The organism is Actinomyces timonensis DSM 23838 (assembly GCF_000295095.1).
Classification (GTDB): domain Bacteria; phylum Actinomycetota; class Actinomycetes; order Actinomycetales; family Actinomycetaceae; genus Actinomyces; species Actinomyces timonensis.
This window is the reverse complement of sequence record NZ_JH806632.1, coordinates 243,983-270,840: the sequence shown is the minus strand read 5'-3', so window position 1 is coordinate 270,840 and position 26,858 is coordinate 243,983. Positions and strand designations below refer to the sequence as shown.

Sequence of the window (26,858 nt, the reverse complement as noted above, 5' to 3'; positions counted from 1 at the left end):
AGTCGCCCGAGCGGCTCCGGACCCAGTGCTCAGGAGGGGATAGAAGAAATCGGAAGAGCTCAGGCGTGCCCAGTCGGCCCGATCGGCTCAGTAATCCATGTGCATGGCGGCGCGCACGGCCCGCAGGGTCTCGTCGGCGACCTCGTTGGCCCGTGCGTTGCCCTGGGCCAGGACCGCCAGGAGGTGGTCCTCATTGGCGGCGAGCTCCGCCCGGCGCGCGCGGATCGGCGTGAAGTACTCGTTGACCGCCTCGGTGGTGATCCTCTTGAGGGTCCCCGCGCCGCCGTCGCCGATGCGCTCGGCGATCTCCTCCGGGGCGCCCGCCCCGCACAGGGAGGCGAGCATGAGCAGGTTGGAGACCTCCGGGCGGGAGGCGGGGTCGTAGGTGATGACGCGATCGGAGTCCGTCTTGGCCTTCTTGAGGGCCTTGGCGGTCTCATCGGCGCTCATGCGCAGTTCGATCGTGTTGCCGCGCGACTTGCTCATCTTCTCCCCGTCGAGCCCCAGCAGCAGCGGGGCCTCGCCGAGCAGGGCCTCGGGGCGGCGGAACACCGGGCGCTTCTTGTCGGCGCGCCCGTAGCGCTTGTCGAAGCGCTGGGCGATGAGGCGCGCCTGCTCCAGGTGCGGGAGCTGGTCCTTGCCCACGGGCACGAGGTTCGCCTGGCAGAACAGGATGTCCGCCGCCTGGTGGACCGGGTAGGTCAGCAGCAGGCCGCTCATGGCGCGGCCGGCCGTGGCCTCCAGTTCCGCCTTGACCGTGGGGTTGCGGTGCAGCTCGGACTCGGTGACCAGGGACAGGAAGGGCAGCATGAGCTGGTTGGCGGCGGGCACCGCCGAGTGGGTGAAGATCGTCGAGCGCTCCGGGTCCACCCCCACGCTCAGGGCGTCCGCCGTCAGCGACAGGACGCGCTCGCGGATGGGGCCCACGCCGTCGCGGTCGGTGATGACCTGGTAGTCGGCCACGAGGATCCAGGTGTCGATGCCCATGTCCTGGATGGGCGCCCAGGTCCGCATCGTCCCGAAGTAGTGGCCCAGGTGCATGTTGCCGGTGGGACGCACGCCGGTGAGCATCCGGTAGCGGCCGGGGTTGACCGGCATGTCCGCCTCGATCTCGCGGCTGCGCGCGATGGAGCGGGCGAGGGAGGCGCCGTCGACGGCGCTGGCCAGGGCCTCCTCGGCGGAGGAGGGGGCATGGGCGGAAGCGGCGGTGTCAGATGCGGGGGAGGACGTCATGGCGCACATCCTAGGCGAGCGCCGCCGCGCCCCTGATCACAAGGCGTCCTTGGCGGGCGTCGGCGTCGCCCCGGTCAATGGGAGCGCGCCGGCCGCTGCGCGAGCGGCTCGCCGGAGAGGTAGATGCGCATGGAGAGAACCTCCATCGTGGTGGTGTCCCCCGGGCGGTCCTGGCGGCAGACCGGGCCCACGGGTCCCATGGCGCTGCCGAGCGTGGAGACCGGCGAGGGCTCCGGGGCGCGTCTCGTGCGGCGTGCCAGGGCGAAGGCGGAGGTGTGCGGGCGGGGGACCGCCCATGTGGAATCCCAGAAGAGGTGCCAGTCGCGGCCATGGGCCTGGGGCAGGACGATCTCCTGCTCGGCCAGGGTGCCGTTGATGACCACGAGGAGGTCGTCGTCGCCCCAGGGGGCGCCCGAGCGGAGCATCTGCACGGTCCGGCAGCCCGGGTCATGCCAGTCCCAGTGGCCCATGGGCTCGCCGTCGGCCCGGAACCAGGACAGGTCCGGGATCGTGTCCGGCTCGCCGTCGATGATCGCGGGGGCCCCGACGGCGAAGCGGTCCGGGCGCAGCACGGGGTGGGCCTGGCGCAGGTTGATGAGGAAGCGCGTGATGGAGATGAGGTCGCGCTGCCAGATCTCCAGGTCCCAGTCGTACCAGGAGATCTCGGAGTCCTGGCAGTAGGAGTTGTTGTTGCCGCCCTGGGTGCGGCCCATCTCGTCCCCGCCCAGGATCATCGGCGTTCCCGCGCTGATGAGCAGCGTGCCGAGGAGGTTGCGCGCCGAGCGGCGGCGCAGGACCTCGATCGGCCCGCCGTCGATGCCCTCGGCCACGCGGCCCTCGCAGCCGTGGTTCCAGGAGCGGTTGTCATCCGTGCCGTCGCGGTTGCCCTCGCCATTGGCCAGGTTCTGCTTGTGATCGAAGCAGGTCAGGTCCCTCAGCGTGAAGCCGTCGTGGGCGGTGATGAAGTTGACGCTCGCCAGCGGGCCACGGCCGCCGGGGTACTCCCCGTGGCCGAACAGGTCCACCGATCCGGACAGGCGCGTGGCCAGGTCCCTCAGGTCCGAGCCGGATCGCCCCTTGGACAGCTCCGAGGCGTCGGCCAGCCAGAAGGAGCGCACCGCGCCGCGGTAGCGGTCGTTCCAGTCCTTGAAGGGCTCCGGGAACTCGCCGGTGCGCCAGCCTCCCGGGCCCACATCCCAGGGCTCGGAGATGAGCTTGACGCGCTTGAGGACGGGGTCGGTGCTCATGGCCGCCAGGAGCGGGTGGCGGGGGGTGAACTCGGCGCCGTGGCGGCCCAGGGTCACCGCCAGGTCGAAGCGGAAGCCGTCCACGCCGACCTCGGTCACCCAGTAGCGCAGTGAGTCCAGCACGAGCTGGACCGCCCGGGGGGAGCGGAAGTCGATGCTGTTGCCCGTGCCGGTGACATCCCCGTAGGCGGCGGGCCGGTGCGGGGCGTGCAGGTAGTACTCCAGGTTGTCCAAGCCGCGCAGGGACAGGGACGGCCCGTCCATGCCTCCCTCGCAGGTGTGGTTGTAGACCACGTCCATGATGACCTCGAGGCCCGCCTCGTGGAGGATCGAGATCATGCCGCGCAGTTCGTCGAGGACCGCCTCAGGGCCGGCGGCCTGGGCGGCCGCGGTGGCGTACGAGGGCTCGGGGGCGAAGAAGGAGAGAGTCGAGTAGCCCCAGTAGTTGCGCCGGCCCCGCTGCTGGAGGAACGGCTCGGAGAAGGCCGCGTGGATCGGCAGGAGCTCCAGCGTCGTGACCCCGAGGCCGCGCAGGTACTCGATGGTCGCCGGGTGGGCGAGCCCCGCGTAGGTGCCGCGCAGGTCCTCGGGGACTCCGGGCATCCTGAGCGTCATGCCCTTGACGTGGGTCTCGTAGACGACCGTGCGCTCGGAGGGGATGCGAGGGCCGGGGACCACGGGGAAGCGCTGCCCGCCTGTGACGACGCCGAGCGCCGTGCTCCCCAGGGAGTCGAGCTCCGAGGGCGCGAAGGGGATGAGGGCGGGGGAGAGGTCGTCCTCCACCGTGTGGGCGTAGATCTCCGGGGAGAGCGTCGCCGTGCCGCTGGTCAGGCGCGCATAGGGGTCGAGGAGCATCTTGTGCGGGTTGTGGAAGAGCGCCTCGGAGGGGTTCCAGAATCCCTGGACCCGGTACCCGTAGCGCTGGCCCGGGCCGACCCCGGGAACATGCGCGTCCCAGGCGCCCTGCTGCGGGCCGTGCATGCCGATGCGGCGCTCGGAGACGACGGCGCCGGCGTCGTCGACCTCGATGAGGCACAGGTCCACCGCTGTGGCACGGGGTGCCACGACCACGAAGTCCGTCCCATCGCCCTGGGGGGTGGCGCCCAGACGGGTGCGCTCGAGCGCGCGCGCTGGTGCTAGCGGCGCAGGGATGAGCGGGACGGACTCAGACACAAGTGCCATTGTTACGCGCGCGAAGACCCGGGCCAAGCGCCACGGGCCCGCTGAGGCCTGATAGAAGGATCACCGGGCTGAGGAGGCAGTCACACCCCGCTTTATGGCAACCTTGGACGCATGAAAATCGTCGTCTGCATCAAGCACGTTCCCGACGTGCAGTCCGAGCGCCGCATCGAGGAGGGCCGCCTCGTGCGCGGCGAGGAGGATGTCCTCAACGAGCTCGATGAGAACGCCGTCGAGGCGGCCGTCAGCCTTGCCGAGGACTCGGGCGGGGAGGTCATCGCCCTGACCATGGGCCCGGAGGACTCCGAGGACGGCGTGCGCCGCGCCCTCCAGATGGGCGCGGACTCCGGCCTCATCATCGCCGACGACGAGCTCGCCGGGGCGGACGTCGTCACCACCGCGCGGGTGCTCGCCGCGGCCATCGAGCGGATCGGCGGCGTCGACCTCATCGTCACCGGCATGGCCTCCCTGGACGGCATGACCTCGATGCTCCCCGGCGCGCTCGCCGCCGCCGTGGGCGTGCCCGCCCTCACCCTGGCCACCGAGCTGGAGGTCGACGGCGGCGCCGTGACGATCCAGCGGACCACCGGCACGCTGCGCGAGACCCTGCGCGCCCCGCTGCCCGCGCTCGTCTCCGTGACCGACCAGGCCAACGAGCCCCGCTACCCGAACTTCGCCGCCATGCGCGCCGCCAAGAAGAAGCCCCTCGACGTCCTCTCGCTGGACGACCTCGACCTGGAGGGCCTGGGGGAGCCGGCCGTCAGCGTGGTGGCCGCCCAGGCCAGGCCCGCCCGCGAGGCCGGCATCATCCGCACCGACGCCGGGGACGCGGGGCGCGAGCTCGCCGCCTGGCTCGTCGAGTCCAAGCTCGTCTGACGGCCCGCCTGAAGCCCATCCGATCAATGTCTCATGCGCGCGCGACGCGCATCAGGCCCAAGGAGATCCCGCATGTCCCACACGCTTGACGCCCCCATCCTCGTCCTGGCGGACCTCGACGACGCCGGCCGGCCCACGTCCGCCGCCCTCGAGCTGCTCGCCGCTGCCCGCTCCCTCAGCCCCCAGGCGGTCGCCCTCGTGCTCGGCGATGCCGCTGCCGCCAGTGGCGCGGCGCCCGCTCTGGCCACCGCGGGCGCGACCCGGCTGCTGGCCGCCGCCGTGCCCGCCCTGGCCGGATGCGCCGCCGACGCCCTGGCGGCCGCCGCCCAGGCCACTGGCGCCGCCGCCGTCCTCGTCGCCAGCGACTACCGCGGCAAGGAGATCGCCGGCCGCGCCGCCATCCTGCTCGACTCGGCCGCCTCCAGCGATCTGGCCGACCTGCGCCTGAGCGAGGGCGCCGACGCCATCACCGCTTCCAAGCTGGTCCTGTCCGGCTCGTGGACCACTACCTCCGCGCTCGCCCTGGGCGGGCCCGCGCCTGTGCTGGTCATCCGGCCGGGCGCCTACGAGCCGCTCAGTGATGGCGTCGCCGAGCTCGCCCCCGAGGCGATCGATGTTGCCCCCGCGGCCGAGTCCGCGTCCGTCGAGCTCGTCGAGTCGGAACGCACCGCCGCGGCCGCCGGGCCCGAGCTCACCGAGGCCCGCACCGTCGTGGTCGGCGGGCGCGGGGTCGATGGCGACTTCGACCTTGTCCGCTCACTGGCCGAGCCTCTGGGCGCTGCCGTTGGCGCGACGCGCGTGGCCTGCGACGAGGGGTGGATCGAGCGCAGCGCCCAGGTGGGCCAGACCGGCGCGAGCGTCTCCCCGCGCCTCTACATCGGCCTGGGCGTCTCGGGCGCCGTCCACCACACCTCCGGCATCCAGGGCGCGCAGACCATCGTCGCGGTCTGCGACGACTCCGAGGCCCCGATCTTCGAGATGGCCGACTTCGGCGTCATCGGGGACGTGGCCGAGGTGGTCCCGCAGATGGTGGCCGAGCTCGCCCGCCAGTGCGGCTGAGCCGGGCGGAGCGAGACCTGGCAGCACAGCTCCTCAGGCGACGGTGGCCTGGGCGAGGACGCGCTCGCCGTTGGGCCCGCCGTAGACGACGACGGACTGGCCGGACGCGACTCCGCGCAGGGGCTCGTCGAGCTCGGCGTGGATGGTGAAGGCCTCGGCGTCCACGGTGACGCGAGCAGGAACGGGGCGGCCGTGGGCGCGGACCTGCACATGGACGCCGGCCCAGCCGGCCTCGCCCGACCCGAGCGACTCGGGGGCGGCCAGGAGGACGAGGGCGTCGGCGTCGAGGCTCGTGCGCTGCAGGAGCGAGGCGGGGCCGACGACGACCTCGTTGGTGGCGGGCCGGGTCTCCAGGACGTAGCGGGGCTGGCCGTCGGGGGCGGGGCGGGTGAGCCCCAGGCCCTTGCGCTGGCCGACGGTGAAGCCGAAGTAGCCGGAGTGCTCGCCGAGGACCTCGCCGTCGGGGGTGACCATCTGGCCGGGGGAGGAGCCGAGGGCGCGGGTGAGGAATCCGCGGGTGTCGCCGTCGGCGACGAAGCAGATGTCGTAGGAGTCGGGCTTGTCAGCCACGGGCAGGCCGCGCGCGGCGGCCTCGGCGCGCACGTCGGCCTTGCTGGGGGCGTCGCCCAGGGGGAAGAGGGCGCGGGCCAGGCCGTGGGGGCCTGAGACGGCCAGGACGTAGGACTGGTCCTTGGCGGCGTCGGCGGCCCGGGAGAGGGTGAGGCCGGTGGGGTCCCCGGGGCGGGAGTCGGTGGCCCCGCCGGTCAGGCGCGCGTAGTGGCCGGTGGCGACGGCGTCGAAGCCCATGGCGAGGGCGCGCTCGAGGAGGGCGTCGAATTTGATGCGCTCGTTGCAGCGCACGCAGGGGTTGGGGGTGCGGCCGGCGCGGTACTCGGAGAGGAAGTCGGCGACGACGCGCTGCTCGAAATCCTCGGAGAGGTCCCAGGTGTAGAAGGGGATGCCGAGGATGTCGGCGGCCCAGCGGGCATCGGAGGCGTCCTCGATGGAGCAGCAGCCGCGAGAGCCGGTGCGGGTGGCCTCGCGGTTGCGCGAGAGCGCCATGTGGACGCCGACGACGTCGTGCCCGGCATCGACGGCGCGCGCGGCGGCGACGGCGGAGTCGACGCCCCCGGACAGGGCTGCCAGAACGCGCATGGGGCTCCTTGGGTGTGAGTGGGAGGGCTGTGGGCGGGCGGAGGGCGCGCAGGCGGCTCACGGTGAGGCACGACGTCCACGCCGGGGCGTGGACTCGCTGAATTACTTGACAGGCTCAGCGGTCAGGCGCAGCCGATTCCCTGTGGCTTGGGCGACGCGGGCGAGGGTTGCCACCGTCGGCGTCCTCCCTCCGCGCTCCAGATCGCTGATGAATGGCTGGCGGATGCCCATCCGGCGAGCCAGCTCGCTTTGGCTGATGCCGGCCTGCGTCCGCATCTGGTAGACCAGTTCGGCCAACTCGATCTGAGTGGCGGCCTCTGCCTCAGCCTCTTCGTACTCCTGGCGCTGCGCGGGCGTGTACGACGCGTCGACCTCTGCGCGCAGGTCGTCAAGGCTGATGTATCCGTCTGGTAGTGCGGTGCTCATGAGTTGATTCCCTTTTCGTAATCGTCCTTAGCCCGTCTCGCTCGGGCGATCTCCCCTTGCTCATTGCTTCTCGTCTTGCGGAAGGTGGTCAGTGTGATCACTCTTTGATCGGGATCGAAGATGTAAGTGATCCGTTGTGCCACGGTCGCTCTCTCGATTGAGAATCTCAGCTCGAATAGACCATTGCCCAGTGGGCGGCTGTGCGGCATGCGCAACTGATTGCCCAGGGCGCTGAGCTTGTCCAACATCTTGTCGACCATGCGGCGGTCGGCCGGCCTCAGTCCTCGATACCAGTCGGCGACCTCCACCGAGAGGATCACGGCCCACTTCTCCCGCACGGTCAAATCATACGCATCAAGGGATATGCGCGCAAGCGTATGGCCGGATGAGGTGGTCAGCGGGTCCCGGCTGGTGGTGGGGCCCTCCGCTCTGGCCCTCGGGCGGACGGCGCCCAAGCGGTGGGCGCGCTAGCACGTGCGAGTCCGCCGGGACAAGGTAACGGCCCGGCAGGTGAGCGACATACTTAGCAGCATCGCTTGCCTGGTCCGGGCCGTCGGTGTCCTAGCGGATGCCCTCGGCACGTGGTTCGTGTGAGCCATGGGCCTCGGGGAGTCATCCGGTGGCAGCCGGGTGGCTCCCCACCATTATGGGCGCTGGGCGTCGGGCTGTCCACGACGCGGAGCGGGGGTGACTCGCTTGGGTTCGCGCTCGCTACGCGTCTTGCCGAGCAGGTCGGAGCCGATGTTCGGCGTTACAGGTTCGCGATACTGGCGGGGCGTCAGATGTCGGAGGGATGTGGAAACATAGGCCCGCTGGTCGTCGGACCGTTCTCAACGAGGAGCATTCCATGTCGTCAATCACCCTGGACCACCTGCTTGCTGCCTGCCGCCCCGGCGGGGCGAGCGTGCTCACCTCTGTCACGCTGCTTCAGCCCGCCGCTGGCCCGCATGCCTCCGTGGCACCCGCCAAGTTCACGGAGCGCGGCAATTCGGTCTTCGCCTATGAGCGCCGCTTCTGGGAGGGGAAGGCGGTCGACGCCGTCCTCATCGATTCCAAGCAGTCCCAGAACAACCGCTTGGAGGCGGCGGTCTCGGCCGCGATCACTGATGGTGACGAGGTGCTGTCCGCCATGCCGCGCATCGAGCTGCGCTTCGAGGATGGTCAGGCCTACAGCGATATCGACCTGCCGCACCGGGCCTTTGATGGCCAGATCCGCGCGGGAACCATCAACGGTGAGCCGGCGACGGCGTCTCCTGACTACCGCGCGCTGCGGGACGCCACCGTCTCCCACGCCCGGGCTCTCATCGAGCGCAGCCCCATGACTCTCCTGCTCGGGGGCTGGGACGCGAGCCGCAAGAGCAACCAGGGGCGGTACCGCTCCATCCTCGTGGGTGAGATCATCGGGATCCTCGCAGACCAGGATGGAGATCCCGCCTCGCACCAGTCCAAGCGCGGCGGGGCGCGGATCGACCCCCTCGGCATGCAGATCAACCTCGCGGATAAGGATCGCAAAGCGATCGCCGAGGCCCAGAAGAGCGAGCTCTCGAAGGGCACGTATGAGAACGCCATGAAGAAGAAGCAGGCCTCGACCCTCGGCCTGGGCGGGATCCCGCCGGCCTTGGAGCAGCTCGGCGGAGTGACCTGCCAGGCGATCATCCGCTCCCACGTGCTGAGCTTCGCCGCCCTGCGAGCGCTGCGCTTCGACTGTGAGAGCCCGGAGGGCGACATCGCCTGCCGGGCCGTGCTCGCCGCTCTCGCCCTCAACGGCCTGGCGCGCTCCGACGCCGAGCTCCTTCTTCGCGCCAACTGCGACCTCGTCGAGTCCGGGCCCGCCCGGGTCACCCTCGACAAGCGCTACGGGGAGAAGGAGTCTCTTGCCCCTCTGACGATCCTGGAGGCGCAGGCGCTTCTCAGCGCCGCACTGGACTACGCGCGGGAACGCGCGGGCCTTGTCTGGGATGGGTCGGTGCTCATGGTTGAGGGCAACCCGGCCGTGCTCAACGCCGCTGTCGACGATGCTCAGGACGAGTAATGGGATCCGTCGCTCTCACCGCGCGCTTCCCACTCGGCGTCTACCACGGGCACGCAGCAGATGGCTCGCCGGATAGCTGGCCCTCGCCCGCCCGCCTCTTCTCCGCACTGGTGAGCGCTGCCTGGACCGCTTCCGGGGGTGACGGCCTCGCGCCAGCCGTGGAAGGCGCGCTGGCGTGGCTGGAGGCCAATCCGCCCGCTGGGTTGAGCCTTCCGCCGTCCATGCCGATGACTGAGCCCTCCGCTTCCCGCATCGCCTACCGCGACACAGGGACCTTGGAGAAGGACTCCCCGAAGAAGGCGGGCAAGGAGATCTCCGAGGGCGTCGCGCTCAATGGCGAGATCGCCTGGATCTGGGAGAGCATCCCTCCTGACGTCCGAGAGGTCCTCAGCGGGCTGTGCGCCGAGGTTCCCCACCTGGGGGAGGCGGACAGTCCCGTGGTCCTCGAAGTCGTCGAGGGCGTTCGGCCGACCTGGCGCCGCAATCCCCAGGCGACGGCGTTCACCTCCGGAGGCCTGCGGCTGCCGGTCCCGGTTCCCGGACGGGCCAGGGCTCTCGCCCAAGCGCATGAGGCGGCCTATCCTCCCAAGCCGCCAACTGCCAGCGCTGACAAGTACAAGAAGACGGAAGCGGTCGTCACGTTCCCGTCGCCCCTGGACTGCCTGAGCACCGCTCACTACGAGCCGGTGGGGTACGAGCCGGCGGAGGGGTCTCTTCCCTGGGACGACGTCGTCATCTTCCTCGCCGATGACGGCAGCGGTCAGGAGTTCGAGCCCTCGCGCAGGGTGGACTGGTGCGTGGGTTTCCACAAGGCGATCATCTCCAGGATCGGCGACGGCGCCCCCTCCACGGTCACGGGGCGCTTCCCCGAGGGCGCACGGGTCCCGGCGAACCGCCTGGCCATCCACTACCTGCCCGCCTCTGTGTTCGCCCAGTCGATCATCGGGGATATCGGTGGCGCTCCGGGGGCCTTCCTCATCCTGTTGCCCCGGGGGATGAGCCCGGGGGAGAGCGACGTCGTCCTGGGCGCTTTGGCTGGGATGCGGCAGGTGAGGTCGCGTTGGGGCGTGGCGCGGCTGCTGCCCGCCGATGAGATCCTCCCCGCCGAGTCCTTCTGGGCGCCGCCCGCGCCCGGCACCGCCCGCCTCTGGTCCCCAACGCCGGCTGCGGTGCCCGAGGTGGTGCGCCAGCGCGGCGAGTGGAGTTTTGAGAGCGCCATCCTGCTCTCACTCGGATTCGTCTGGCGCGATGCGCTCATGCCTGTGGGGCGCGGCCCCCAGGGGTACCGCGACCTCGTCTCCCAGGTCCGGCGCAAGGGCGCCTCGGTGATGTGGTACCAGCATGTCACCCACCGCCCCGCGGCCTACTCCCACAAGATGCCCCAGGGGATGGTCGCCCAGCCCTACCGTGCGCTCATCGACGCGGGGGACCTGCTCCCCGAGTGCGCGCTGGTCGCCGTGGGGCAGAGCCGCCACCTCGGCGGGGGCCTCCTCGCCCCCGCGGATCTCCCGGCTGAGCTGGTCCGGGAGGCGACCTGGAGGAATCATGCTGAGCATTGATGACTTCGGGGACTTCTTCGAGGCCGTGCACGGCCAGGGGTGCCGCCCCTTCTCATGGCAGGAGGATCTCCTGAGGCACCTGGTGGGCCAAGGGCAGTGGCCGGAGCAGATCGCCGCCCCGACGGGCGCGGGCAAATCGAGCGTCATCGAGGTCCATGTCTTCGCCAATGCCCTGGCGGCTGTGGGCGCGGGCGCGCGAGTGCCCCGCAGGCTCGCCGTCGTCGTCAACCGGAGGGCCCTCACTGACGCCCACGCCGAGCGGGCCCGCCGCATCCAGGATCTCCTGAACGCTTCTCCCGACGGCGCCGCCGACGTCGTGACGCGAGTCTGTGACGCCCTTGCCAGCCTCCGCCGGGAGGCGGCGGAGAGCCGCGATCCCCTCGTGGTGACGACCATGCGCGGGGCGGCCGCCACCGACCGCGCCTGGCTCAACGCCCCGGAGGCCTGCGCGGTGCTGTGCATGACCCCGGATATGTGGGGCTCCAGCCTGCTGTTCCGCTCCTACGGGGCCTCGCGGCTCGCCCGCCCGAGGCTCGCAGGGCTCCTCGCCCTCGATGCGGCCATCGTCCTGGACGAGGCGCATCTGAACCGCCAGCTGCTCGTCACGGCGCGGCGCGTGGGCGAGCTCTGCGCTGCGGGCGCCGAGAGGATCGGCGTGCCCGCGCTCCAGGCGGTGGAGATGACCGCGACCCCCTCGGGGGCGGCGAGCCGCGTCGTCGGCGTCACCCGGGAGTCCCTCGCGGACGATTCCCGCCTGGCCGGCCGGGTGCGGGCGCCCAAGACGATCCGCTACGTCGAGACCGAGCAGTGGCCCGCCAACGGCAGGATGACCGCGAAGTACCGGGATGCTGTGGTGGAGCAGGTGCTCGACGCCGTCGGGGCCGCCCGCGAGCTCATCCCGGACTCTCCGGGTGGGGAGGCAGGCACCCATCCTCCCAGGACCGTTGGCTGCGTGCTCAACCGTGTGGACAGCGCCGTCCAGGTCGTCGGTGAACTGCGGAAGAAGGGGCTCGCCTGCCGGCTGTGGGTGGGGCGCATGCGCCCGTGGGATCTCGAGAGGCTTCGCGAGGAGGACCCGGGGCTCTTCGGCACGGAGGGCTCCCAGAGCGTGGATGTCCTCGTGGCCACGCAGACCGTTGAGGTCGGAGTGGACCTCGATCTGGCCGCCATGGTCACCGAGCTCGCCTCGGGCAGTGCCCTCGCCCAGCGGGCGGGAAGGGTCAACAGGCTCGGCCTGCGCGAGCGCGGCGACGTCATCGTCCTGGGGCCGGCGGCTGGCGTGGAGGTGAAGGCGGACGCGCTCCCATACCGCAAGGATGACCTGCGCTCAGGGCGGAGCTGGGCGGTGGAGCGCGCCGGGGATGGGGATCTTTCGCCCCTGGTGGTCAGCGAGAACCCGCCGGAGCCGGATATCCCCCGCCGTGTGCTCTACCAGCGCCCGGAGCCGTGGGACGCGGCCTTGTGGTCGAAGACCTCCATGGACCTCATCGTGGAGCCGGAGCTCGACCTGTGGCTCCGCGATGACCTCGACCCCGAGGACTCCGCAGTGGGAGTCGTCCTGCGCGACATATCGGGCCTGCCCGATGCGACCGCCGGGGAGACCCTCGTCCGCGCGGTGCCCCCACAAGACTGGGAGGTCTACCCGACGACGATCGCGACGGCACGAGCCCTCATCACGCGGCTCGCCGACGAGCAGCGGGAGGTTCTGGGCGGCTCGGTGCTGTGGCGCGACGGGGAAGCGCTCGCGGAATGGCAGGTGCGCCTCGCCGACCCCGGGCCTGATGCCCGGGAGGTCGCGCGGCTCCTTCGCCCCGGGGACCTGATCGTGCTCGACGCGGCTGCGGCGATCCTCACCGAGGGCGTGGTCTCCAGGGATGGCGGCGAGACAGGCGAGCCCGTTCCAGCCTCGGCGTTGGAGGGCATCGTGAGGATCATGACCGATCCTGATGAGCTCGCGCGCCTCGCCCGCCTGGAGGCAGAGGAACTGGGGGAGGAGTTCCCTGAGGGTGAGTGCGAGTGGCCCCCGGGCTGGGATCCTGAGAGCGGGATCGCCCCTGCCTGGCTGGTGGTGCGGGGGAGCGAGCGCGTCGACGACGAGTCCGATGAGCGCTCGGCGTGGTCCCGGAGCCGCCGTGTGCTCCTCGCCGACCACAATGCCGCGGTGGCCGCGCGCGCCGGGGAGGTCGCGGAGCGGGTCGGCGCTCGACCCTCCCCGGTGGAGGCCTTGAAGGAGGCCGGACTATGGCACGACGCCGGCAAGGAGGATGAGCGCTTCCAGGTGCTTCTGGGGCGGCGGAGGGATCAGCAGGAGGGCGCTCCGCCGCTGGCCAAGAGCGGTGGGCGCCCGTTGAGGTCTGTGCGCAAGGCCTGGGCGGACGCTGGCCTGCCGGTGGGGTGGCGCCACGAGCTCGCCTCCGCGGCCATCTACTGGGCGCGGGCGGACTCGAGTGGCGACGGCGAGGGCGGCGTCGAGTGCGGGCGCCGCGATCTGGTCGCCCGCCTGGTGGGCACGAGCCATGGCCGGGGCCGGCCCATGTTCGACCATGACCCTGTGACGGCCGGTCCCAGCGCGATGGAGGCGCTGGTGGAGCTCGTGGGCGAGGGGGAGTGGGAGTCCCTCATCGCCCGGACTGACCGGATGTGGGGCCCGTGGGGCGCCGCCTATCTCGAGGCGCTTCTGCGCGCCGCTGACTGCTCGATCTCAGCCGAGGGGAAGTGAGAGAGATGATTCTCGGTGGTGATATCACGAGCGCGCTGACCTCTTTCGCGGGGCTCGGCCTCGCCCTCATCCTGGAGGGCGAGGGCGCTCAGCGGGTCTGTCTTGGCTGGACCGATGAGGCCGAGCCCCGACTGGAGGTGAGCGCCGAGGGCTACGACGACGACGCGATCGCCGCAGCGGTCCACCGTCATGCTCAGGCGACTGCGGCACCGGGCACCTGGATCCACACAGATCTGGAGGGGGAGCCGTGGAATGGCACGAGCGCCGTGTTCAGTCCACGGGTGAAGGCTGCCGGGACTGTTGAGCAGTGGCGTGAGCTTCAACGGCTGCGTCATGACGGGATTGATCGAGTGGCGCGGCAGGAGAGCGCTGCTGATCTGATCGGGGCACTGGGCGAACCCGCGTATTGGCGTTTCGCGGATAAGGAGATGAAAAAGCCAAGGCCTGACGACGGGGCGAATCGTTGGGAGATGAAAACGCGGAATCGAGGCGAGGACTTCGTCGCCAACCGGCTCCGCAGCCTCGCCCAGATCGTCTCAGCCAGGACCGTTGAGCGGGTGGCTACTGGGCTGTGCGGGCAGACGCTCATCGACGAGGCCTACAAGGGGAAGCGGTCCGAGGACTCCCGTACGCCCACGGGTCTGACTCCGCCTCGGTTCACCGACAGTGCTCTCGCCTGGTGCGCCCTGTGGGGGATCGCCTCCTTCCCGGTCATCCATCGCTTGCGCCAGACGTCGGTGACCGCAGGCGGAGTCCCGGTGGGCAAGTTCACCCCGGAGTGCTTGGTCCTCCCGATGATCGTGGGCGGAGCCTCCTTGGAGCGGTGGCGGGCGCTGCTCGTCTCCCGGCAGCTCGTCATGGCGAAGGATCCCCAGGAGAAGGGCCCGCGCGCATGGCTGCGCTCCCACGGCGTCCGGGCTCTGGCGGTATTCCCACTGCATGTCAGCGATAATCCGAATGCTCCTGAGAGGTCTCTCGGGGCGGGCCGGATCGAGGTCCTGGCATGATGGCCGATCCCATCCCGATCAGCCTGGTGACGCATACGGCGTTCTGCCCCAGGCGGGCGTGGCTGGAGTCGGTGGGGGAGAAGACCGACACGATGCAGATGCAGGCGGGCACGGAGGCCCACCGGCGCGCCGACGACGCTTCCCAGAGCCGCCCAGCCGAGCACCGAGCTGTGAACATCCGCTCTGAGCGGCTCGGGCTGTCAGGAAGATGCGACGTCGTTGAGGGAACCGCCGATGGGCCCCTCACGGTGGTGGAGTACAAGGCGACGCCGGTGCGGCGCCGTCCGGAGGTGACCGAGGCGAACCGCCTGCAACTCGCGTTGCAGAGGATCTGCTTGGAGGAGATGGGGCACGCCGTCGCCGGGACGGAGGTCTACTTCACCGGGCACCGCAGACGGGTGGAGGTCGATCTGACCGCTGCGGATCTGAGGGGCGCTGAGGAGGCGGTGGCCAGGACTCGGAGCATCATCACCTCGGAGCGCGCGCCTGAGCCTCTCCAGGATGATCGCCGCTGCCAGTGGTGCTCCCATGAGTCGGTGTGCCTGCCCGCCGAGCACAGGTATGAGGCCTCGCGTCGCAGGGTTGTCGCGGCTGCGCCTGATGCGCAGATCGTCCATGTGACCACGCCGGGGTCGCGAGCATCGTTGTCCTCCGGGAGGCTGGAGGTCAAGAAGGACGGGGAGAGCCTGCTGAGCGTTCCGATTGAGCGTGTGCTGGGACTGGTGGTCCACGGCAATGCGGATGTCTCATCGGCTCTGCTGCGGGAACTGTGCTGGCGCGACCGGTGCGTGGTGTGGTGCTCCTGGTCAGGCAGGGTGATCGGCTGGTCCCGGGGCGCCGACTCGCCCAATGGCCTCCAGCGCGTTCGCCAGCACGTGGCGAGCGCGGAGGGGCGCGTCGATATCGCTCAGCAGATGGTGGCGGCGAAAATCGCGAACCAGGCCACCCTGCTGCGCCGCAACGGGGATGCTGCGGAGGGCGTCACCCGGATGCGGCGGCTGCAGCGCGATGCCCTCGAAGCGCCATCGCTCACTGATCTCCTGGGAGTGGAGGGGGAGGCCGCTTCCCTCTACTTCGGGGCGTTCTCCACCATGCTGGAGGGGCAGGCAGCGCGGTTCGCGGCGAGTCAGTGGAAGGGGCGCTGCAGGCGCCCCGCTCCGGACCCGGTCAACGCCGCGCTCGACTACACCTACGCCATCCTCCTGGGGGAGTGCGTCCGCGCGCTGGTGGCATGCGGGCTCGATCCGCACGCGGGATTCCTCCACTCCAGTTCCCGGAACAAGCCAGCGCTCGCCCTGGACCTCATGGAGGAGTTCCGCGCCCCCGTGGCTGATTCCGTTGTGGTCCGCGCGCTGCGCAACGGCGAGGTGGGCGAGGCTGATTTCACCTCGGTGATGGGCGCTTGCCGCATGACCGACCGAGGCCGCAAGCAGCTCATCGCCGGATTCGAGAGGCGTATCGAAACCTCCTTCCGCCATCCGGTGTTCGACTACGACGTCACCTGGCGCCGTGCCATCGAGGTCCAGGCGAGGCTCATCCTCGGGGCGATCGACGGGACGCAGCGCGACTACAAGGGCGTGACGGTGCGCTGATGCGCGACGATGTGAGACGAGTGCTCGTGGCCTACGACGTTCCCTCCGACCGGCGGCGCGGCCGTGTGGCGAAGACGCTCCTCAAGTACGGCGACCGTATCCAGTACTCGGTGTTCGTGGTCGACTCCGCCCCGGCCAAGCTCATGCGGCTGCGGGAGGAACTGAATGGGATCGTCGATTCGGATGAGGACTCGATCCTGCTGTGCGACGTGGGGCCCCTGGTGTCGGTCGACGACAAGCGCTTCACCTATGTCGGCCTGACGCGGACGATCACTCCTGACGGGCCCCTCATCGCCTGATGCGAGCGCTGCGGTGGTACGGGGACCCCCGGGGAGCGCTCGCGGCCCAAAACCGTTGAGATTCCAAGGAAGGGCGAGTAGGCTGCCTGCCAGCCGAGTGTCTCGGCCGCCCCGACGGCGGCAGCGCTCGCGGACACCCGCCAGAACCCTTGAATCACAGCCGAATCTGACGGGGCGGTTGCAGTTCCTTTGGGAACTGCACTTCATTGAGGCAGAGCCGACGCCCCCGCGAGCAGCGCCCACGGCCACGTTGCAGTTCCTTTGGGAACTGCACTTCATTGAGGCTGGCGGTCGACCTCGCTCATGGCGTGCAGCAGTGCCCGTTGCAGTTCCTTTGGGAACTGCACTTCATTGAGGCGGTTCACGCCGTCCGGTGCTGCGGTCTGCTCCGTCGTTGCAGTTCCTTTGGGAACTGCACTTCATTGAGGCTGGCCATGAGGAACGGGCCCGTGTCGGAGCCATCGTTGCAGTTCCTTTGGGAACTGCACTTCATTGAGGCGCGTAGAAGGCACCAACCAATAACGTCCCCGTCGTCGGGTTGCAGTTCCTTTGGGAACTGCACTTCATTGAGGCAGACTCAACTGTGTGACGTACTTGGCCGCCGTGCGTTGCAGTTCCTTTGGGAACTGCACTTCATTGAGGCCGTCCCAGATGAGCGTAACCTCGCACTTTATCTCAGGGTTGCAGTTCCTTTGGGAACTGCACTTCATTGAGGCAGCGTTCCTGCATATCATAAAAAGCCTGATCCTCGTTGCAGTTCCTTTGGGAACTGCACTTCATCGAGGCTGGTCCCGCGATTCCAGGCGTTGGCCACGCTCTCGTTGCAGTTCCTTTGGGAACTGCACTTCATTGAGGCCATACAGGTCAACGGTCACCGGAGTCTTTCACTCGCGTTGCAGTTCCTTTGGGAACTGCACTTCATTGAGGCGTTGCATATGACGACTTGCTCAATCCGTCTCCATTGTTGCAGTTCCTTTGTGAACTGCACTTCATTGAGGCGTGAGTCCGGCGCCGAGGACGGCGACGCCGCCGGAGTTGCAGTTCCTTTGGGAACTGCACTTCATTGAGGCATCATCATGGTCTGCACCAGGTTGGACAGCAGGGTTGCAGTTCCCTTAGGAGCTGCACTTCATTGAGGCTCCCAGTTCTCAGTGTCCAATGCTCCGACCGCGCTGAAGTTGCAGTTCCCTTAGGAGCTGCACTTCATTGAGGCTCCCAGTTCTCAGTGTCCAATGCTCCGACCGCGCTGAAGTTGCAGTTCCCTTAGGAGCTGCACTTCATTGAGGCTTGAAGTGCTCCGGGAGCGCGTCATTGGAGTCCGACGTTGCAGTTCCCTTAGGAGCCGCACTTCATTGAGGCCAGATCGACGCCGGCCCATGCTCCATATCAGCGAGTTGCAGTTCCTTTGGGAACTGCACTTCATTGAGGCGGGATCACCCTCCGCATCGAGGACGCCTAGAACGGTTGCAGTTCCTTTGGGAACTGCACTTCATTGAGGCATACCCACCGCCGTTGTCAGCCCGGCAATAGCCCACCGTTGCAGTTCCTTTGGGAACTGCACTTCATTGAGGCGCGAAGATCTCGGCGCTGTCACTGTAGACCTGGATGTTGCAGTTCTTTTGGGAACTGCACTTCATTGAGGCATGATCTTGGGCGACGGTGGCGTTGCATGACTGATGTTGCAGTTCCTTTGGGAACTGCACTTCATTGAGGCGCTATTCTCCGCGACACTGCCCGGGCTGTCCTCCGGGACGTTGCAGTTCCTTTGGGAACTGCAGTTCATTGAGGCTGGTGGATGTGAGCGCTCATCGGCCACTGGCCGTGCCGTTGCAGTTCCTTTGGGAACTGCACTTCATTGAGGCCTTTTCAGTGAGTCATCATGCGGCCGGGGATCACCCAGGTTGCAGTTCCTTTGGAAACTGCACTTCATTGAGGCCTGGTCGCGGGCCTCCAGCTGGGTCAAGAACAAGGCGTTGCAGTTCCTTTGGGAACTGCACTTCATTGAGGCCGGCACCATGAAGTGACGATGACCGCGCAGACCGGGTTGCAGTTCCTTCGGGAACTGCACTTCATTGAGGCTCGTCGCGCTTAGCCATCACTTGGCCCTAATGAGGTTGCAGTTCCTTCGGGAACTGCACTTCATTGAGGCATGTACGGCTTGTACCCGTTCGCCGTGTCGTACCAGAGTTGCAGTTCCTTCGGGAACCACTTCATTGAGGCGGGGACCGGCGACTATAGGCCTGACGACGAGATTACTCTTGTTGCAGTTCCTTCGGGAACTGCACTTCATTGAGGCGCCCTTCGGCAGGGTGTCACGCGAAGCGGTCACAGTGTTGCAGTTCCTTCGGGAACTGCACTTCATTGAGGCCGGGTGGTTGAGGCTATCAGCGCAGGAGGGCGTACACGTTGCAGTTCCTTCGGGAACTGCACTTCATTGAGGCCCTGAGAACGCTGCTTTCGAACACCCCACTTCATACCCGTTGCAGTTCCTTCGGGAACTGCACTTCATTGAGGCTGTTGTTGACGTGACTCTCTAGGAGGAAACATGTCCAGTTGCAGTTCCTTCGGGAACTGCACTTCATTGAGGCTGGCGGGTGGGGTTGGTGGCGCCGGGGAGGAAGGCGTTGCAGTTCCTTCGGGAACTGCACTTCATTGAGGCTCCACCAGCGCCGCCACCGCGACGGCCGCCACGGCCGGTTGCAGTTCCTTCGGGAACTGCACTTCATTGAGGCGGGACGATCCCTGTTACCGGCGTGTGGGACTTGTGGTTGCAGTTCCTTCGGGAACTGCACTTCATTGAGGCATCGGGGGGCGGTTGTACCCGCCGTTCGCGAAGCTCTGTTGCAGTTCCTTCGGGAACTGCACTTCATTGAGGCACATTCGATAAGGTGGGATCGGGCTTGCCCCCCCGTGTTGCAGTTCCTTCGGGAACTGCACTTCATTGAGGCGTGTCGTTCTCCTCGAACAGTGGCTGGATGGTGTTGCAGTTCCCTTAGGAGCTGCACTTCATTGAGGCTTCTTGGCAAACTTGAAGACCTTCTCAATGATCTGTTGCAGTTCCCTTAGGAGCTGCACTTCATTGAGGCTCGATCTGCTTGAGGCACTGGGCCCATCGCAGGGTTGCAGTTCCCTTAGGAGCTGCACTTCATTGAGGCCGTAGGACCATCTTGCCAGCGACACCCGCGAGAGGTTGCAGTTCCCTTAGGAGCTGCACTTCATTGAGGCCGTAAAAATTCGTGCCGTGCTGGTCGCGCACCAGGGCGTTGCAGTTCCCTTAGGAGCTGCACTTCATTGAGGCTGGCGTCCCGCAGGGCTCAGGCGTTCAGGTTGTGCGTTGCAGTTCCCTTAGGAGCTGCACTTCATTGAGGCACGTGCAGTCCACGGACTCGGTCGGCGAAGGTGTTCTGTTGCAGTTCCCTTAGGAGCTGCACTTCATTGAGGCCCTGTGGCAGCCGCCGTCCCGTCGCCGGCGAACGGGTTGCAGTTCCCTTAGGAGCTGCACTTCATTGAGGCCCGGAGCACGGCATCTCCCCCGCCGAGGGGGCTGGGTTGCAGTTCCCTTAGGGGCTGCACTTCATTGAGGCCGCGCCTCTGCCTCCCCCGTGCCCCCGGCGCGCAGTTCACTCTGATTGCAGCGGCTAAGGGAAGTGCGCTTCAATGAGGTCAGCGTGGGGAGACGATTGCGATTCTTGTTAGATGATGCCCCTATTGTTGAGGCTGGCTAGGAGCAGGTAAATCGCTATCGCTGTTCCTGCGCCCAGGAGGAGAGCCGTGAGGTGAATAGCAATGAGGTTTAGGCGCCCTCGTGATGGCGATAAGTGTTTCAGTAAGTTCGAGAGGTGGTGGATGCCGAGTATCGCGACTGGCGGAAGGGTGAGGAGGCTCACGAGGGCGCACAGGCGCATGGCGTCATACAGCGTTCTGGACGTGGGGTCATGAAATACCGCCTGCGCGTACAGCCACGAGCCGCTGATCAGTAGTGTGACAGTGAGGACCCCGCACACGAACGCGCAAGCGGCGCTGATGATCAGCGCCCGCCTCCACGCGGTGTGGTCGCCGGTGTTACTCGCGGCAGCCTGTGGCTTGATCCCCATGCCCACAAGCGTATCCGCGCGTCGCAGGGGCGCACCCCGCAACCGAGCCGATGCGGGGAGACCCGGCATGAGCGCTCGCCAGCCCGTTCCTGTCGGCACCTGCGCATAGGCTTGCCCGCCTTCTCCGGCACCTCCTCCCGGAACGCGCAGTGTCCTGCCGGGGAAGAAGGGAGTCGGGGAGGAGGTGAGGGTCATGGCCAAGCCGAAAGGCCGCCACGTCCGCCAGGACACAGGAACGGCCCGGAAGATCAGCGAGATGCTGCGTGCGATCGCTGACCTGATCCGGGCCGTCAGTGTCCTGTTGGAGGCCCTCAGCAAGTGGATCAACTGAACCGCTTGCGTCGGGGACCCATCCGGAGGCAACCGGGTGGGTCCCCACCATTGTGCCCCAGACGCTCAGGACTGTCCACGCACCGGCCGAGGCCGCGCTCCGGCAAGCGCTTCAGATCCCGCTGGGCGCGGGGGTGGCCAAAGCGCCTCGTGCGTGGTCACTCGCCCGACGGCCCATTTCTGTCGCCACCTGCGGATAGGCTTGTCCTGCCTTCTCCGGCACCTCCTCCCGGAACACTCACGTGTCCTTGCCGGGGAAGGAGGGAGTCGGGGAGGAGGTGAGGGTCATGGCCAAGCCGAGAGGCCTCCACGTCCGCAAGGACAAGGAAACGGCCCGGCAGGTGAGCGAAGCCATCAACTCTATCGCTCGCCTGATCCGGGCCGTCGGTGTCCTTGTGGATGCCCTCGGCAGGTGGTTCAACTGATCCATCGGCCTCGGGGACCCATCCGACGGCAACCGGGTGGGTCCCCACCATTGTGCCCCACACGCTCACGACTGTCCACGAGCAGTGGTCTCAGTCAGCGCCGCTGAATCTGTTCCCGCAGTAGCCATGCGACCTGTGCGCGCCCGCCGCGCGGTCTCCACCGCGGAGGGCAGGGCCGCGAGCAGGCGCTCGACGTCGTCGGCGGACGTCCCCGCGCCCATGGAGCAGCGCAGGGTCCCCCGCGCCGCCTCCTCGCCCAGGCCCATCGCCTCCAGCACATGGCTCGGGCCGCTCACGCCCGCATGGCAGGCCGAGCCCGCCGAGGCGTCGATCCCCGCCATATCCAGGGCCATGAGCAGTGCCTCCGCGCTGACGCCGTCGAACCACAGATGCGCCGTCCCCGGCAGATGCGGCGCTGACCCCGGCAGCGTCGCATGCGCCCCCGGGATCGCCAGCGCTCCCGCCAGCAACCGCTCCCGCAGCGCCTCCAAGCGCGCCGCCTCAGACTCGCGCTCCGCCACCGCCAGCTCCAGGGCCAGGGCCAGCGCCCGCGCCCCCACGACATCCTGCGTGCCCGAGCGCAGCCCCCGCTCCTGGCGGCCCCCGCCCATCGGCGCCACCAGCTCCAGATCGCGCCGCGCCACCAGCGCGCCCACGCCCACCGGCGCGCCCAGCTTGTGCCCCGAGATACTCACCGCGTCCAGGCCCCAGCCATGGATATCCAGCGGCACCCTCCCGACGGCGGCCACCGCGTCCGCATGCACCGGCACGTACCCCGGCTGCCCCGGGCGCCGCGTCCCGCTCGCGTCGCGCACCGCCTCCACGATCCCCGCCAGGTCCTGCACCGCGCCCGTCTCATTGTTCGCCGCCATGACGCTCACGAGCGCCACAGGGCTCGACGCCGAAACACCCTTCTCGCCCCTGCCGACTCCGGCCGCGCCAGCCCCAGCCTCCCGGGCCTCGCGCACCGCCGCCGCCACCGTCTCGGGGCGCACGAGCCCCGCGCCGTCGACCTCCAGCACCCGCAGCCGCGCGCCCAGGCGCGCCTGCGCCGTCCGCGCCGAGTCCAGAACCGCCGGATGCTCCACCGCCGAGACCGCCAGCGGCCCGCCCGGCACCGCCAGCGCGCGGCCCGCCACCACGAGCCCGTCGGCCTCCGTCCCGCCGGAGGTGAGGATGACCTCGTGGGCGTCCACGCCCAGCGCCGCCGCGATCCGGGCGCGCGCCCGCGCCAGCAGCCCCGCCGCCCGGCGCCCCGAGCCATGCAGCGCCGCCGGATTCGCCAGCGCCCCCACCGCCCCAGCCCGGCCGTCAGCCGGACCCGTTGACCCCGCAGTGCCGACCATCTCGGCAATCCCGGCCATCTCCGCCACATCCCGCGCCACCTGCTCAGCCACCTCCGGGCGCAGGGGCGCCGTCGCCGCATGATCGAGGTACGTCCGCATGAGCGCACCCTATAGAGGAGCGCCTCCTGGCCGGATCTCCCACGCGCCCCGCGATTCCCCCGATACCATGCGCCAATCCCACAGCCGCGGCCCGCCATGACGCAGAGGAGAGGAGGGACGGCATGGAGCACGACGACCCCGGGCTCACTCCCAAGGACGCCCAGGCGCTCGACGCCGCCAAGCTCTACTACTCCGGCCTGGCCCAGCGCGAGGTCGCCGAGCGCCTCCACGTCTCGCGCTCCACCGTCTCCAAGCTCCTCGCCCACGCCGAGCATCGCGGCTTCGTGCGCATCGAGGTCTACGACCCGCGCGAGCGCGACCCCCGCCTCCTCGACACCCTCATCGAGCGCTTCTGCCTGCTCGACGTGCGCCTTGTCAGCCCCGCCGGCGCCGGGCCGGCCCCGTTGAGGCAGGCCCTCGGCCACGAGGGCGCCGCGCTCCTGGCCGAGCTCGTGCGTGACGGCGACCGCATCGCCACCATCGGATCGCGCACCATCGCCGAGCTCGCCGGGCACCTGCCCACCACCGCCCACCACGACCTCGACGTCGTCCAGATGGCCCGCGCCCTCATCCGCCCCGACCAGGCCGCCTACGAGGACATCGGCGTGCGCCGCTTCTCCCAGGCCCTCGGCGCCCACCTTCACGCCCTCGACGCTCCGCTCATCGTTCCCACCGTGCGCGAGCGCAACGCCATCCACCGCGACCCCGACGTCCGCTGCGTCCTCGGTCTCGCCCGCAGCGCCCGCTGGCCAGGGACCCTGGCCAGGGTGCAAGGTGGGCGCCATGTCAGATTCCCCCAGCGCGCCGAGCCCCGCCGCCCCGTCGCCAGGAGCGCGCCCCGGCACGCCCGCCCAGCCCATGCTGTCGCGCAGCCAGACCGATCGGGACGCCGCGCGCCGCAGCGAGCCAGACCTGCTGGAGCGCCTCGCCGCAGACCCCGCCACCCGCCTGCTCCTCGCCGACGCCCGGGGGCGCGTCGCGCTCGCGGCCCCCGCCGTGCGCCCCGACCTCCCCCTCGACGGCCTGACCCCCTTCGAGGCCGCGCCCGAGGACCTGCGCCTGGCGGACCTGCGCGCCACCGACGTCGACCTGACCGACCTCCTCCTCATCTACCTCGGCCGCTCCCCGCGCGGCGGCGCGCCGGGGGAGGGGGAGAAGCCCGCGGGCGAGCAGGCGGATGGCGACGGCGTCAGCTGGATCGCCGCCGTCGTCCCCGACGGCGCGCCCGGCGCCCCTGGGGCCTCTCCCGCAGAGCCCCAGGACGCCGAGGGGGCCCGGCGCCCTCACGCCGACCTCGAGCGGATCCTCGAGGCGAACCCGCTCTCCGCGCTGCGCGCCGTCGGCGCCGCCCTCGACGCCCACGACGCCGGGCTCGCCACCGCCGCCGTCGCCCTGGCCGCCTGGCACGCCTGCGCCCCCTACTGCGCCGCCTGCGGGTCGCGCACCGAGCCCTGCCAGGCCGGATGGGCCCGCTGCTGCCCGCGCCCCGGCGGCTGCGGTGCCATCTCCTTCCCCCGCACCGACCCAGCCGTCATCATGGCTGTCACCGACGAGCGCGACCGCATCGTCCTCGTCCACGGCGCCACCTGGCCGCCCCGGCGCTACTCCACCGTCGCCGGATTCGTCGAGGCGGGGGAGTCCGCCGAGTCCGCCGTCGCCCGCGAGGTCGCCGAGGAGATCGGGCTGCGGGTCGAGGCGGTCGAGCACGTCGCCACCCAGCCCTGGCCCTTCCCCCGCTCCCTCATGCTCGGCTACCGCGCCCGACTCGCCCCCGGACATCCCCTCGCGCGCCCCGACGGCGAGGAGGTCACCGACGCCGTCATCCTGTCGCGCGACGAGCTCGCGGGAGCCGTCGCGGCGGGCGACGTCATCCTGCCCGGCCCCACCTCCATCGCCCGCCTGCTCATCGACGACTGGTACGGCGGGGAGCTGCCCGAGGCGCCCGCGCGGAACGCCGAGGAGCGCCGGCGCCCGGGCGCGCCCCAGCGATCGTGAGCGATGAGCGGATCGCGATAAGCGCCGTCGGAATGTGTCAGTGGGCCGTGGCAGGCTGTGACCGATGAGCAAGCCCAGCCACGCCCCCGACGCCCCCGGCCCCGTCCAGGCCGGGCGGCCGCTGAGCCCCGCCCAGCTGCTCGACGCCCTCGACCCGGACCAGCGCGCCGTCGCCGAGCACCTGGAGGGGGCCCTGTGCGTGCTCGCCGGCGCTGGCACCGGCAAGACCCGCGCCATCACCTACCGCATCGCCCACGGCGTCGCCGTCGGCGCCTACCACCCCCACCAGCTCCTCGCCCTCACCTTCACCAAGAAGGCCGCGGGCGAGCTGCGCGGCCGCCTGCGGGGCCTGGGCATCGAGGGGGCCCAGGCCCGCACCTTCCACTCCGCCGCCCTCAGCCAGCTCCGCTACTTCTGGCCCAGCGCCATCGGCGGGCAGATCCTCCCGCTCCAGCCCGGCAAGGCCCCCCTCATCGCTGCCGCCGCCTCCCGCCTCGGCCTGGGCACGGACCGCGCCCTCATCCGGGACCTCGCCGCGGAGATCGAATGGGCCAAGGTCACCAACACCCTCCCCGAGGACTACGCCCAGGCCGCCACCGCGCGCGGCCGCAGCGCCGCCGGGCTCGACGCCGGCACCATCGCCTCCGTCCTCCACCTCTACGAGGAGGCCAAGAGCGAGCGCGGCGTCATCGACTTCGAGGACGTCCTGCTCATCCTCGCCGGCATCCTCGCCGAGAGGGAGGATATCGCCGCCCGCGTGAGGAGCCAGTACAAGCACTTCGTCGTCGACGAGTACCAGGACGTCTCCCCGATCCAGCAGCGCCTGCTGGATCTCTGGCTCGGGCGGCGCCGCCAGCTGTGCGTGGTGGGGGACGTCTCCCAGACCATCTACTCCTTCGCCGGCGCCACCCCGGACTTCCTCACCGGCTTCGCCTCCCGGTACGACGGCGCCCGCGTCATCCGCCTCAACCGCGACTACCGCTCCACCCCGCAGGTCGTCTCCCTGGCCAACCGAGTGCTCGCCCGCTCGCGGTGCGGCGGCGGGGCACTGCGCCTGCCCGCCGGCGCCGTCGAGCTCGTCGCCCAGCGCCCCAGCGGGCCCGCCGTCCGCTTCGAGGCCTACGAGGACGACGCCGCCGAGGCCGCCGGCGTCGTCGAGCAGGTGGGGCGGCTCACCGCCGCCGGCGTGCCTCTGTCTGAGATCGCCGTCCTGTACCGCACCAACTCCCAGTCCGAGGCCGTCGAGCAGGCCCTGGCCTCCGCCGGCATCGGCTACCTCGTGCGCGGAGGCGAGCGCTTCTTCGAGCGCGAGGAGGTCAAGCGGGCCATGGTGCTGCTGCGCGGCGCCGCCCGCACCGAGGCCGCCACCCTCACCGGGGACGTCGCCCGCGACGCCCGGGAGATCCTCGCCGGCGAGGGCTGGGCCGAGCAGCCCCCCGCCGCCCGCGGCGCCCAGCGCGAGCGCTGGGACTCCCTCAACGCCATCGTCTCGCTGGCCGACGAGCTCGCCCCCCGCCCCGGCTCCAGCCTCGACACCCTCATCACCGAGCTCACCGAGCGCGCCGAGGCCCAGAACGCCCCCACGGTCGACGGCGTCACCCTGTCCTCCCTCCATGCCGCCAAGGGCCTGGAATGGGACGCGGTCCTCCTCATCGGCGCCTGCGAGGGGCTCCTGCCGATCTCCCTGGCCGAGGGACCCGCCGCCCTGGAGGAGGAGCGGCGCCTGCTCTACGTGGGGGTCACCCGCGCCCGCGAGCACCTCCTCATCTCCTACGCCCGCGCCCGCCACCCCGGGGGCCGCGCCTCCCGCCGCCACTCCCGCTTCCTCGACGGGATCTGGCCCACCGACGCCGGCTCCGAGGGGGCCGGCGCTCGCCGCCGGGGGAGCGGCGGGGCCTCGCCGCGGGCCCGCGCCAAGGAGGCCGCCGCCCTCTTCGAGCAGGAGAACGACCCGGCCACCATCGCCCTGTTCGAGGCGCTGCGCGCCTGGCGGGCCGAGGAGGCCAAGGGCCGCTCCGTGCCCGCCTACACCGTCTTCGCGGACACGACGCTGCGCTCCATCGCCGTCGTCAAACCGGCCACCCGCCAGCAGCTCGCCCTCATCCGGGGCGTCGGGCCGGTCAAGATCGGGGCCTACTCCGAGGCCGTTCTCGCCATCGTCCGCGAGCAGGCCGGGTAGGGCGCGC

At 69.8% G+C, this 26,858-nt stretch carries 19 protein-coding genes, 1 pseudogene and 2 CRISPR repeat arrays; of the genes and pseudogenes, 13 read left to right on the top strand and 7 right to left on the bottom strand.

The features are described from left to right. Nucleotides 1–87 precede the first annotated feature (87 nt). Together trpS and glgX are read right to left on the bottom strand one after the other, a co-directional pair. Nucleotides 88–1,233, bottom strand: coding sequence for a tryptophan--tRNA ligase (trpS, locus tag A1QA_RS0101180; protein ID WP_017177109.1), 1,146 nt, complete (start codon nt 1,231–1,233; stop codon nt 88–90). A 74-nt stretch (nt 1,234–1,307) separates the two neighbouring features. Further along, nucleotides 1,308–3,662, bottom strand: coding sequence for a glycogen debranching protein GlgX (gene glgX, locus A1QA_RS0101175; RefSeq protein ID WP_026048579.1), 2,355 nt, complete (start codon nt 3,660–3,662; stop codon nt 1,308–1,310). A 111-nt stretch (nt 3,663–3,773) separates the two neighbouring features. Between glgX and A1QA_RS0101170 the strand changes: the two genes are divergently transcribed. Both A1QA_RS0101170 and A1QA_RS0101165 read left to right on the top strand, forming a co-directional pair. After that, nucleotides 3,774–4,535, top strand: coding sequence for an electron transfer flavoprotein subunit beta/FixA family protein (locus A1QA_RS0101170; RefSeq protein WP_017177107.1), 762 nt, complete (start codon nt 3,774–3,776; stop codon nt 4,533–4,535). A 72-nt stretch (nt 4,536–4,607) separates the two neighbouring features. Then, nucleotides 4,608–5,594 carry an electron transfer flavoprotein subunit alpha/FixB family protein gene (locus tag A1QA_RS0101165; RefSeq protein WP_017177106.1) on the top strand — a complete coding sequence of 329 codons (987 nt, stop codon included), beginning with the start codon at nt 4,608–4,610 and terminating at the stop codon, nt 5,592–5,594. 33 nt (nt 5,595–5,627) lie between these two features. Here A1QA_RS0101165 and mnmA read toward each other — a convergent pair whose 3' ends face one another. From mnmA to A1QA_RS0101150, 3 genes are all read right to left on the bottom strand, one after another. Continuing rightward, on the bottom strand, nt 5,628–6,749 hold the full coding sequence (gene mnmA, locus A1QA_RS0101160) for a tRNA 2-thiouridine(34) synthase MnmA (protein WP_017177105.1): 1,122 nt from the start codon (nt 6,747–6,749) through the stop codon (nt 5,628–5,630). A 102-nt stretch (nt 6,750–6,851) separates the two neighbouring features. Further along, nucleotides 6,852–7,175: a helix-turn-helix domain-containing protein gene (locus tag A1QA_RS0101155; protein WP_017177104.1), complete on the bottom strand. Its 324-nt coding sequence runs from the start codon at nt 7,173–7,175 to the stop codon at nt 6,852–6,854. Then, complete coding sequence (locus tag A1QA_RS0101150) at nt 7,172–7,513, bottom strand: type II toxin-antitoxin system RelE/ParE family toxin (protein ID WP_017177103.1); 342 nt, start codon at nt 7,511–7,513, stop codon at nt 7,172–7,174. Before A1QA_RS0101150 ends, A1QA_RS0101155 begins: the two co-directional genes overlap by 4 nt. 509 nt (nt 7,514–8,022) lie before the next feature. On the opposite strand from A1QA_RS0101150, the gene cas7g reads away from it, so the two are divergent. From cas7g to cas2, 6 genes are read left to right on the top strand one after another with little or no spacing between them, the layout of a single operon-like run. After that, complete coding sequence (gene cas7g / locus A1QA_RS0101145) at nt 8,023–9,207, top strand: type I-G CRISPR-associated RAMP protein Csb1/Cas7g (protein ID WP_017177102.1); 1,185 nt, start codon at nt 8,023–8,025, stop codon at nt 9,205–9,207. Beyond that, the gene (gene csb2, locus A1QA_RS0101140; protein ID WP_017177101.1) at nt 9,207–10,766 is read left to right on the top strand and encodes a type I-G CRISPR-associated protein Csb2; all 1,560 of its coding nucleotides are present in this window, start codon (nt 9,207–9,209) and stop codon (nt 10,764–10,766) included. The genes cas7g and csb2 overlap by 1 nt, the downstream gene beginning before the upstream one ends. Further along, nucleotides 10,753–13,485, top strand: a complete 2,733-nt coding sequence (cas3g, locus tag A1QA_RS0101135; protein ID WP_017177100.1) for a type I-G CRISPR-associated helicase/endonuclease Cas3g — start codon at nt 10,753–10,755, stop codon at nt 13,483–13,485. Before csb2 ends, cas3g begins: the two co-directional genes overlap by 14 nt. Next, nucleotides 13,482–14,492, top strand: coding sequence for a hypothetical protein (locus A1QA_RS0101130; protein WP_026048577.1), 1,011 nt, complete (start codon nt 13,482–13,484; stop codon nt 14,490–14,492). The genes cas3g and A1QA_RS0101130 overlap by 4 nt, the downstream gene beginning before the upstream one ends. Then, on the top strand, nt 14,489–16,084 hold the full coding sequence (locus A1QA_RS0101125) for a CRISPR-associated endonuclease Cas4/Cas1 (protein WP_017177098.1): 1,596 nt from the start codon (nt 14,489–14,491) through the stop codon (nt 16,082–16,084). Before A1QA_RS0101130 ends, A1QA_RS0101125 begins: the two co-directional genes overlap by 4 nt. Then, on the top strand, nt 16,084–16,383 hold the full coding sequence (cas2, locus tag A1QA_RS0101120) for a CRISPR-associated endonuclease Cas2 (RefSeq protein WP_043507967.1): 300 nt from the start codon (nt 16,084–16,086) through the stop codon (nt 16,381–16,383). The genes A1QA_RS0101125 and cas2 overlap by 1 nt, the downstream gene beginning before the upstream one ends. 177 nt (nt 16,384–16,560) lie before the next feature. Beyond that, a CRISPR array of direct repeats spans nt 16,561–18,532; the repeat unit is 36 nt; unit sequence GTTGCAGTTCCTTTGGGAACTGCACTTCATTGAGGC. Between the two features lie 110 nt (nt 18,533–18,642). Continuing rightward, nucleotides 18,643–19,967: a CRISPR direct-repeat array (repeat unit 36 nt). A gap of 108 nt (nt 19,968–20,075) precedes the next feature. On the opposite strand, the gene A1QA_RS0101115 is transcribed toward cas2, so the two are convergent. After that, nucleotides 20,076–20,477, bottom strand: a complete 402-nt coding sequence (locus A1QA_RS0101115) for a hypothetical protein (RefSeq protein WP_154652185.1) — start codon at nt 20,475–20,477, stop codon at nt 20,076–20,078. Between the two features lie 193 nt (nt 20,478–20,670). Between A1QA_RS0101115 and A1QA_RS16115 the strand changes: the two genes are divergently transcribed. Both A1QA_RS16115 and A1QA_RS16110 read left to right on the top strand, forming a co-directional pair. Beyond that, on the top strand, nt 20,671–20,808 hold the full coding sequence (locus tag A1QA_RS16115) for a hypothetical protein (RefSeq protein ID WP_017177095.1): 138 nt from the start codon (nt 20,671–20,673) through the stop codon (nt 20,806–20,808). Between the two features lie 286 nt (nt 20,809–21,094). Further along, on the top strand, nt 21,095–21,232 hold the full coding sequence (locus A1QA_RS16110; RefSeq protein WP_167320632.1) for a hypothetical protein: 138 nt from the start codon (nt 21,095–21,097) through the stop codon (nt 21,230–21,232). Between the two features lie 65 nt (nt 21,233–21,297). Here the strand turns inward: A1QA_RS16110 and A1QA_RS12955 are convergent, their stop codons facing one another. After that, complete coding sequence (locus A1QA_RS12955) at nt 21,298–22,677, bottom strand: cysteine desulfurase family protein (protein WP_017177093.1); 1,380 nt, start codon at nt 22,675–22,677, stop codon at nt 21,298–21,300. Nucleotides 22,678–22,799: 122 nt separating this feature from the next. On the opposite strand from A1QA_RS12955, the pseudogene A1QA_RS16790 reads away from it, so the two are divergent. From A1QA_RS16790 to A1QA_RS0101090, 3 genes and pseudogenes are all read left to right on the top strand, one after another. Beyond that, nucleotides 22,800–23,408: pseudogene (locus tag A1QA_RS16790) on the top strand (sugar-binding domain-containing protein); the annotation flags it as partial. Between the two features lie 127 nt (nt 23,409–23,535). Further along, the gene (gene nudC / locus A1QA_RS0101095) at nt 23,536–24,672 is read left to right on the top strand and encodes an NAD(+) diphosphatase (protein ID WP_017177092.1); all 1,137 of its coding nucleotides are present in this window, start codon (nt 23,536–23,538) and stop codon (nt 24,670–24,672) included. A 64-nt stretch (nt 24,673–24,736) separates the two neighbouring features. Further along, entirely contained in the window at nt 24,737–26,851 is a 2,115-nt protein-coding gene (locus A1QA_RS0101090) for an ATP-dependent helicase (protein ID WP_017177091.1), read from the top strand. Nucleotides 26,852–26,858 lie beyond the last annotated feature (7 nt).